At 38.0% G+C, this 6000-nt stretch carries 7 protein-coding genes; 2 read left to right on the top strand and 5 right to left on the bottom strand.

Features of this window, described 5'->3' with window-relative positions:
• Together B3139_RS17100 and B3139_RS17095 are read right to left on the bottom strand one after the other, a co-directional pair.
• The coding region (locus B3139_RS17100) for a DNA/RNA helicase domain-containing protein (protein WP_293884755.1) at nucleotides 1-1549 on the bottom strand (1549 nt) is incomplete at its 3' end.
• A gap of 601 nt (nucleotides 1550-2150) precedes the next feature.
• A complete protein-coding gene (locus B3139_RS17095; protein ID WP_293884754.1) occupies nucleotides 2151-2597 on the bottom strand; it encodes a nuclear transport factor 2 family protein in 447 nt (148 codons plus the stop codon).
• A 262-nt stretch (nucleotides 2598-2859) separates the two neighbouring features.
• On the opposite strand from B3139_RS17095, the gene B3139_RS17090 reads away from it, so the two are divergent.
• A complete protein-coding gene (locus B3139_RS17090; RefSeq protein WP_293884753.1) occupies nucleotides 2860-3381 on the top strand; it encodes a hypothetical protein in 522 nt (173 codons plus the stop codon).
• A 21-nt stretch (nucleotides 3382-3402) separates the two neighbouring features.
• Here B3139_RS17090 and B3139_RS17085 read toward each other — a convergent pair whose 3' ends face one another.
• From B3139_RS17085 to B3139_RS17075, 3 genes are all read right to left on the bottom strand, one after another.
• A complete protein-coding gene (locus tag B3139_RS17085; RefSeq protein WP_293884752.1) occupies nucleotides 3403-3789 on the bottom strand; it encodes a nuclear transport factor 2 family protein in 387 nt (128 codons plus the stop codon).
• A 238-nt stretch (nucleotides 3790-4027) separates the two neighbouring features.
• Nucleotides 4028-4573 (bottom strand): carboxypeptidase-like regulatory domain-containing protein, encoded by a 546-nt coding sequence (locus B3139_RS17080; protein ID WP_293884751.1) that lies wholly within the window; start codon nucleotides 4571-4573, stop codon nucleotides 4028-4030.
• 199 nt (nucleotides 4574-4772) lie between these two features.
• Nucleotides 4773-5219: a nuclear transport factor 2 family protein gene (locus tag B3139_RS17075; protein WP_293884750.1), complete on the bottom strand. Its 447-nt coding sequence runs from the start codon at nucleotides 5217-5219 to the stop codon at nucleotides 4773-4775.
• A 165-nt stretch (nucleotides 5220-5384) separates the two neighbouring features.
• Between B3139_RS17075 and B3139_RS17070 the strand changes: the two genes are divergently transcribed.
• The gene (locus tag B3139_RS17070) at nucleotides 5385-5936 is read left to right on the top strand and encodes a hypothetical protein (RefSeq protein WP_293884749.1); all 552 of its coding nucleotides are present in this window, start codon (nucleotides 5385-5387) and stop codon (nucleotides 5934-5936) included.
• Nucleotides 5937-6000 lie beyond the last annotated feature (64 nt).

Below are 6000 nucleotides of genomic sequence, written 5' to 3'. Positions count from 1 at the left end.
ACTTCATAGGACGGATACGTTTCTGCTGTTGTTTGATAAACTGCGAAAGGTATGCTCTAAGATTATCATTACAGACGTAAACATAGGTTCCCCGGATCCCTCGAAATAGGATTGTACGGTAGATATTGAGGATATAATTTTTAAGAACTTTAGGATCGCTAATGGAGTTCTTCCCATTTTTATCTTTGTATCTATCTTTATAGATAACGAAGCTCTTGGTCGTAAAGTCATAATCCAACTCTGGGCCGATGATCAACCCGGTATAGTTAAGATCATAACCTTGGGTGGTATGAATACAGCCGACCTCATTGATTGCATTGGGCGAATTGACCCAATCTACATCCGTGCTATTCCATTGTAGCTGACTCTCTCCAATAACAATATCATTGAGCGTGCGGTCATTTTTGGAAATCCACTCCCATGCAAATCCCGCTACCATACGGCATAATCCTTCCTGCTCATTTTTACTCTTGATCGTAGCGACCATTTCATCAAGATGGTCAAAAAGCTTAAAATCATAATGGACACTTTCAAAAAGCTTGGCTGGCATCGCTGCTCCATCTTTAAAGATCCCATGGATAAGATCCATATAGGGTGCCCCGCCCCTGACGCGAAATTGTGAACGCAAGCGCTCAATACGGGTACTGCTTTTGAGCTGGAGATCGATAAATCGCTGTGCGTCGACATCCGACGGCTTAATAGACTGAAACTCGTCGTAGAATATAATAGAACGGTCGGCTTGCTGTTCGATCCAATCCAGTTCAGAACAAGTCAGTTCATCAAATCCCAATTGCTGAGATACCCTGCGGAAAGTACCATAATAGGCTGCTAGATTTTTCCATTGTCGCAGCCGGTGCCCTTCGTCCACAATCAGGAGATCGTATTTTCTCTTGGCCACCTCCGCAGGATCAATAACCATCTTGGGAGATAAACCTTTGATATTTTTAAATACTTTGGAAATCGTTTTACGAAAGGATTGCATGGGTATGACCAACCCTATTTCGAGCAGTCCATATTTATAGCGAACGGCCTCCACAAGCTGAAACAGCTCCTCGTCGGACTCGTCAAAATCGGCTCTGTTAAAATCTTTCAGATCGGTTTTGAGCAATTTAAATAAAAAGATGGCTAAGATAGACTTTCCGGTACCTGCCCCGCCATGGATCAGACTGACTTTAGCCTGATCATCCAACAAGCAGTTGAGGATCATCTTCAGCCCGTTGGTCTGTTCACGCGAAAGAGTCTTGTAGGGCGAATATTTGAACAGGTCGGAATTATCGATATATTCCAAGGAATGCCGGGCGATGCCAAGTGACCGCAACTCGGACCAGATATCACGAAACAGCTCCCAGTAAATTTCCTTCTGCTGATAAAATTTGTGATCAGATAGGCCTAAGTTGCCATTTAATAAGTTAAACTGGCCATCTGCCGCAATGTAGCGGATCAGGTTGGATTCTAAATCCAATGTGGCAGACTTGTTGAAGAGATCGCTTAATATCAAGGATACAGATTTGAGCTGTTGCTTATTTTCTGTTTTGAGATGAGCTTTCATACGGGTCACCATATCGGTGGTCTCGCCAACGTAGGCCTCTTGTGTATTCTGCAGAAAATAGACGATTGGCCAGGAAAGGTAATCGCGCTGCTGATGAGCTAGGGTAAGTTAAAGGTAAAGACTATCCAGTTTATCAATGCTTCATTATACGAGCTATTGAAAGTAAAGGTGTGATTAAACTACACGATCCACTCTAGCGCAATCAAGATCTATAAACAAGGTGACCCCACTATCTTTCTACTAATTCTTCTACTTTTTTTCTACTTCTTCTTCTCCTAATCTTTCCCTAATCCTTTCCCTAATCCTTTCCCTAATCCTTTCCCTAATCCTTTCCCTAAAATATTTACTCTTTCCCTTCTAAAATAGCCCACAACCTATTGTACGAGCATTATAACTGTACATTCCTTTATGTTCTTCTCCTATTTCTTCTTCTTAAATTACCTAATCTTTCTGCTAAATTTATCTATTCCTTCTACTTAATTTTTCTGATTGAGCTCGACTCACTACGTTATCCCCGAGACAACTCGCTATTAAATAGATCATAAAAAAGCCACATCTTATGACGTGGCTCTACAACATATATATTTATTTAAGATGGCTCCTATTTATACGAATTGATTGATTTGGATACTTTCCAGTCATTGCCCACACGCTCCAAAGTCACCAGATCAGTCTTGGTGAAGTTTTCAAATTTCAAGACTACTTTAGCAACCATATAATCTGCTGATTCCTCGATGATATCGGTGCTTACTGTACAGTTTAGTTTTTCTCCTTTTTGCTTTTTCAATAGTTTAACTATAGCTTCACGGCCGTGGGTTTGTGCATTTGTAGCTTGGATCTTTTGATTAAAATCTTCGGCGAACAACTGCTCTACTCCTGCTGATTCTCCCTCCGTAGTTACCGCCACATAGTGTTCTAAAGCAAAGTCTGCTGTGGAAAGGTTAACGTTTGCTTTTGTTGATTTTGCTCCTGGTCCTTCTGCTGCCATAGCGAAAGTAGATACTGCGATTAAAGCTGCTGCTGCGAATGTTTTTACTAATGCTTTCATAATGTCTTTATTTTATTGTGTTAGTTTTTTATCTGTTCTTATTTGTTGACTCAAAACTACCAGACAATACGCCCCCAGCCTACGGGCTTTAGACCAACGACCTAGAAAACTCGGTGAATGGCGGGAATGGGGAGGTGAAAGTTATCATTCGAATTAACGATTCAATTAAGCTATATTTAAAAAGGAAATTACCAGAATAAACAGTTCGAGTAAAGATATTAATTGAAGTCTAACAGAACACCACAAAAACTAAATTGCTAAAATGAAAATTTGGATCAGGATTATTCTATTGACAATAATCGATTTTGCAATCATTTGGTTATGGGTTAAACAAATGAATCCTGATCCGAGCGTTTCAATTGGAATTTTAATACTTGTACCACTTGTCGTCATCTTGAATTTAATTATTGCTTTGATTTTATACTTTATGAAAAGGGAATTTGTTGCTCTTTTCATAGTCAATTCTATTATTTCTGGAATAATAATGTTCTACTTGTTTGACAAAGGAATTGATAGATACCAAAATAATCGACTTGAAAGTTGGAACTTTAAACTGAAAGACGAAACTTATACAATTACACATTGGAAGCTCGAAAACACCTTTAGTATGAGTGAAAGCAATAGCCCTGGTTCATCAGCTTACTTTTTAGAGGGGAAATTTATTAGAAAAGCGGATGAATACTATTTAACAACAGACTCAACTGAATTCATTATCAAAAAAGGATATTTGTATAAGTTTAGAAATAAAAGTGACAGCATAAAGTTGACTAAAATTGAAAGGTAATAAAATGATATATATTGGATACTACTTATACGAATTAATTGATTTAAATACTTTCCAATTATTGCCTTCTCGTTCCAAAGTAACTAAATCTGTTTTGGTGAAGTTTTCAAATTTCAAAGTCACTTTAGCGACCATATAGTCTGCCGATTCCTCGATGATATCGGTGCTTACTGTACAGTTTAGCTTTTCGCCTTTTTGTTTTTTCAAGGATTTAACCACTTCGCTACGGCTGTTAGATTGCGTATTGGAAGCTTGGATCTTTTGATTGAAATCTTCTGCAAATAACTGCTCCACTCCTGCAGATTCTCCTTCAGTGGTTATCGCCACATAATCATCCAAAGCCAAGTCTGCGGTGGAAAGGTTAACGTTTGCTTTTGTTGTTTTTGCTCCTGGTCCTTCAGCTGCCATAGCGAAAGAACAGTTCACAAAACAAAACTACTTAAGGTTTGATATATTCTTGAAAACTCTTTTTGATGTACAGGATAATATCATAGTCGGACATGTATTTCGCTGTATCAATATTCGGACGGTACAATTGCATGAAAGTTTGTAGAGAGTCCCCTGTAAGGCCCGTCAAATTTTGAACCATACGTTTTGAAAAGGTATTATCAAGATACCGCTCTTCTTCTTCCTTTATTAATTTCTGTTAGAGCTTGGATTGAGGATTACGTTTTTTTCCCAATAGAGAAATAACAGAAAGCACATCAACACTTATCAGCGAGGCGGTACTATTATTTGCTTGATTAGGATGTCGCGGGACATTTGAAGAATAGTTTTTGGTGATGAAAATGTCTTTAAATTTGGGTTTACTATAATTGAAGGTCTTGGCAAATTCTTCCCGAAACTTTAAGGAATCAGCCCTATAATTTCTTAAGGGATTGATCTTGACTTCATCCAACAAGATTGTTGCCTGCTCCATATATATGACCAAATGATCAAGATTGCTATTATCTACTATATAGTTAACCGCACGATATCCGATTGAAGAAAAGGTGATTGTATCTCCAAGCTTAATGCCTGACACTATAAATTTGCCATAGCCATCCGAATAGATGCTGCGCGAAGCTACTTTGATCGAAACACCTATAAGAAAATCACCCGAATGCTTATCTTTAATCGTGCCTTTCAGATCTTGTGCAGAAGATATGTTTGTGATAAAGAGCAAAAGCAATAACAACTGTAGTCCACTCACTTTCAATTAGTTTTACATTAAAAATATTATGAAAACAAACATTTAGCAATGTTGTTAACTCTTTTTAACTCGCGACGCTTAGATAATAACCTGTGGCTATCCAAATAAAAAGCCACATCTCACGACGTGGCCTTAAATAAACATATGATTCACTAGTGGTTTGTCTTTTTAAGATTGGCAAACCACCAGTTGTAAAATTCTATTTATACGAATTGATTGATTTGGATACTTTCCAGTCATTGCCCACACGCTCCAAACTAACCAGATCAGTCTTGGTGAAGTTTTCAAATTTCAAAGTCACTTTAGCGACCATATAGTCTGCCGATTCCTCGATGATATCGGTGCTTACCGTACAGTTTAGCTTTTCGCCTTTTTGTTTTTTCAAGGATTTAACCACTTCGCTACGGCTGTTAGACTGCGTATTGGTAGATTGGATCTTTTGAGTAAAATCTTCAGCGAATAACTGCTCTACGCCTGCTGATTCACCCTCAGTCGTTACTGCCACATAGTGCTCTAAAGCGAAGTCTGCTGTGGAAAGGTTAACATTTGTTTTTGCCGATTTTGTTCCAGGTCCTTCAGATGCCATAGCGAATGTAGATACTGCGATTAAAGCTGCTGCTGCGAATGTTTTTACTAGCGTTTTCATAATGTCTTTTTTTATAGTGTTAGTTTTTTAGTTCTTATTTGTTGACTCAAAACTACAACACAACAGGCCCCTAGCCTACAGGCTTTAGACTAACGATCGGGAAAACTCGGTGAATAGCGGGAATGGGGAGGTGAAAATTTACTATCTTTAAGAAAACATTTTAATATGGTTGACTTAGCACGTAGAAAGGAACTTGCGTATCATTTAAGACATTTAGTTGTCGGGCTTATTAGCAATGATGAGTTTGAGGAGGAGATACTAGACAATGTATCCTTTGGTTATCTTCCTGAACATTATTATTCTTCAAAACAAGTCAAATTTGATGATCCTATCATAAGACCAATGCTCGAATTAAGCTGGTGTTTATATAGCGATTTAGAAAATCATACACTTACTGGCAAACACCAACTTTCTGATAAAGAACTGAAAGACATCGCTCGGTTTATTTTATTCCTACATTCGGATTTTGAGTACGAGTGGCCTTACTTTGATCATATAAATCCGCTATTACGGTTTTCATTTAAAGACTTGTTATTTACTGCCCTCACTTTGGGACAACATTATGGCGTAAAACTAAATGAGCGGAAAGAGCAGTTTGAAGAATTTATGCATAAAGGAGATCATGAGCTATGGCCGTTTATAAGCAAAGAACAATACGAACAGCAATTGAGAAAGCAACCATTTTTAAGAGGCATAAATTCAACAAAATCCAACTAAGGGCGTAAATTACATCCGTATTCTCCTTACCTACTTTCAGCTTAGCAAAAGCTTCTACAAGTCC

The sequence above is a fragment of the Sphingobacterium sp. UBA1498 genome, from assembly GCF_002325125.1.
Taxonomy (GTDB): domain Bacteria; phylum Bacteroidota; class Bacteroidia; order Sphingobacteriales; family Sphingobacteriaceae; genus Sphingobacterium.
The sequence above is the reverse complement of the archived record's forward strand: the minus strand, read 5'-3'. Positions and strand labels throughout refer to the sequence as shown.

What these genes read in the sequence shown, in the direction of transcription:
- B3139_RS17095 (WP_293884754.1), bottom strand. Translation starts at nt 2,597, where the DNA reads ATGAAAGCATTAGTAAAAACATTCGCAGCAGCAGCTTTAATCGCAGTA.
- B3139_RS17090 (WP_293884753.1), top strand. Translation starts at nt 2,860, where the DNA reads ATGAAAATTTGGATCAGGATTATTCTATTGACAATAATCGATTTTGCA.
- B3139_RS17085 (WP_293884752.1), bottom strand. Translation starts at nt 3,789, where the DNA reads ATGGCAGCTGAAGGACCAGGAGCAAAAACAACAAAAGCAAACGTTAAC.
- B3139_RS17075 (WP_293884750.1), bottom strand. Translation starts at nt 5,219, where the DNA reads ATGAAAACGCTAGTAAAAACATTCGCAGCAGCAGCTTTAATCGCAGTA.
- B3139_RS17070 (WP_293884749.1), top strand. Translation starts at nt 5,385, where the DNA reads ATGGTTGACTTAGCACGTAGAAAGGAACTTGCGTATCATTTAAGACAT.